Here is a 235-nt window from a genome sequence, read left to right as displayed (position 1 = left end):
CGCCGATGGTGGATGTGACGCTCAAGTAAGGCCGCTCCACTGGAATGTTGTCTGAGAGCGCTCTTGGACAACGTGCACTACCACCTTCGGCGGAATGAACCCGTAGTCATATTCGGCGACCACGAAGGTCTGCTGCCCTTTGATCTTGATGCCGACGGTCGGTGCCTCGGTGCCACCGATGCGCATCTGTTTACCGTCTTCGCCGGCAGGGACGCTGTCGATGAAGGAGGTCACC

The 235-nt window shown here is 59.1% G+C and carries 1 protein-coding gene; it reads right to left on the bottom strand.

What is annotated here, in order from left to right; translation table 11 throughout:
- Window positions 1-21: 21 nt before the first annotated feature.
- Window positions 22-235 (bottom strand): glycoside hydrolase family 68 protein (locus AC0L20_RS41880; protein WP_473295975.1); only part of this gene is annotated, 214 nt, incomplete at its 5' end.

This window comes from Bradyrhizobium sp. Kon58, from assembly GCF_055807455.1.
This window is presented reverse-complemented; position numbering and strand designations above follow the sequence as displayed.